The sequence below is a fragment of the uncultured Cardiobacterium sp. genome (genome assembly GCF_938028185.1).
Lineage (GTDB): Bacteria > Pseudomonadota > Gammaproteobacteria > Cardiobacteriales > Cardiobacteriaceae > Cardiobacterium.
Map to the genome: position 1 here is coordinate 1 of NZ_CALJAH010000423.1, position 2,072 is coordinate 2,072.

The following is a 2,072-nucleotide window of genomic DNA, read 5'->3' on the forward strand; positions in this document are numbered from 1 at the left end:
CATCAGGGTTTGCGGGCGCAGGCACATTGGCAGCGGGTTGCCCTCGGTGTAGATGCTCACCCCGCGCTTGTGCTCAAGCAGCTCGGCGTCGATGTAGAAGGCGCGTGCCAGCTTGTTCGCCTCGGTCATCATGTTGCCGGGGGCGTTGTAGCGGACAAAGCCGTTGCGCATCCCGGTGAGGTAAGCGTGGGCGTGTCCGGCCTCTATCATCGGGGTTGCGCCGATGCTGTAGTCGTAGATTTCAAAGTTCATCCCCTTCCACGCGAACTTGCCCTCTGTGTTTTCCCGCGCCAGCACGTTGTCCTGATAGCGCAGCCACGCCTCTTTGGTGGACTTGTGCGAGACGAGTGCGTCGAAGAATTCCGGACTGCACAGCACGGTGCAGCCGCTGGCAACGTCGCCCTTCAGCGCTTTTTTCATCGCGCGCTTGGTTTGTTCGATGGTGAGGCCGAGGTCGGCGGTGGCGCTGGAAAATTGCAGGCTGGTCGTCGGCTCGGTAATGCCGAACTCGCTGAACAGGTCGTAGATGATGGTGCTACCGTCGGCGTCCACGATTTTGCCTTTGACCGCACCCAGCATCAGGTGCTCAATCGTCGCGTCGTGGCTGTCGCGGTGTTCGGCGATTTCGTCGGCGACCGCTTCGGCGTTCGAGAGCATCGCGTCCGTCGTGCCCGCCTTGCGCACGTCCTGTATCTGGTCGGCGCGGATGGTCGTTTGCATCGAGAGGTGCGGCACGCGAAAAGTACGGACGATGCTGTCCTTGCCGAAGGCTTTTTGCACGGGCGCGTCGGCACGGCTGCGGTCGGGGATGAGGCTGACTTTGCCGTCGATGAATTCCACCATCACGGCGGTGGTGGTCAGGTTCTTTTCGCGCCACATCGGATCAGCGAGCAGGCGGGACGGGACGTTGGGCTTTTGGGTGACGGCCTCGTCCAGTTCTTTCTGGGTGAGACCAAGCATGGCTAATGCAGTCATGGGTTACTCCTTAAATTTTTGGCATTAAAAAGCCCCTGAGCGGGGCTGAAGTGTTGGGGTTAGGCTTGTCGCAGCAGCGGGTTCGGTCTGGCTTCCGGCGTTTCGCCGCCTTCGTAGAGGACGGAAAGCACAGCGGTCTGCTTCATCGTGAGCTGGATTTGCTCGACCAGCGCGGCAAAGGTGTCGTCGTCGGCTTTGGCCAGTTTGGCGGCACGCTCGCCTTCCACGCCGAGGGCGGAGAGCTGCGCCAGTTTCGCAGCACGCGCCTGTTCGGCGAGTTGCTGTTTCAGGGTTTCGTTTTCGGCGGCGAGGTTCGCTTTCTCGGCGGACAGCGTCGCCACCTGTTGTTCAAGTTCCTTGTTCATTTCTGGCTCCTGGTTGGGTTTGGTAAGTGAGAGGGAGAGGATGCGGGCGCTGGTATCGGCATCGACGCCGGTCGGGGTAAATGACACCTCACGGATGACGCCATCAGCCAGCACCGTAACATCATCGACGGTAATCGCTTGTCCATTGACAACGTCGCCAGCGTTACGGGTCAGTGTGCGACTGCTCTCAATGTGGACGCTCATCTGCCACTCCAGTCCCTCATCAGCGGCGCTGGTGATTTCGCTGGCGTGGTCGTTGTTGAGCATCTCGCCCTCGACGATGAGCGCATTGCTCTCACGCATGAGGTGTCCGTAACCGACGACGCGGTCGCGGTCGTGGTTGTGCAACAGCGGGATTTGCCGCCCGTTGAATTGCAGGGTGTCGAGGTCAATGGCGATGTTGCCGCCGTAGTAGGACAGCACCCCGCCCGCGTAGGCCACGCCGCGCATCTTGCGCCGCTCATCAACCGAGAGGCGGGCAATGCTTAGGGTGATGCCGCTCATGCAAAGCCTCGTTGTGTGGCGATAGACGTGTTGAGCGCGATGCCCTGGGCATTGCAATGGGCGACTAATGGATGTAGCGGCTTGGTGTCGTCGAAGGCATCGGCGGCGACACCGACCAGCTTGTCGATGAGGACGGTGGCGTTGCGGATGACGCACGGCACTTGCGCGTCCTTGTCGGCATCGGCCAGGGCAAAGGCGACGACCGCACCCGGTACCGCGCCCGCCGGA

Annotated in this window: 3 protein-coding genes; all 3 read right to left on the reverse strand. The window is 61.3% G+C overall.

Going from position 1 to position 2,072, the window contains the following annotated elements; genetic code table 11:
- Window positions 1-975 (reverse strand): major capsid protein (locus tag Q0349_RS12255; RefSeq protein WP_298081301.1); only part of this gene is annotated, 975 nt, incomplete at its 3' end.
- Window positions 976-1,034: 59 nt separating this feature from the next.
- A complete protein-coding gene (locus Q0349_RS12260; protein WP_298081302.1) occupies window positions 1,035-1,844 on the reverse strand; it encodes a hypothetical protein in 810 nt (269 codons plus the stop codon).
- Window positions 1,841-2,072 (reverse strand): hypothetical protein (locus Q0349_RS12265; RefSeq protein ID WP_298081303.1); only part of this gene is annotated, 232 nt, incomplete at its 5' end. The genes Q0349_RS12265 and Q0349_RS12260, both read right to left, overlap by 4 nt.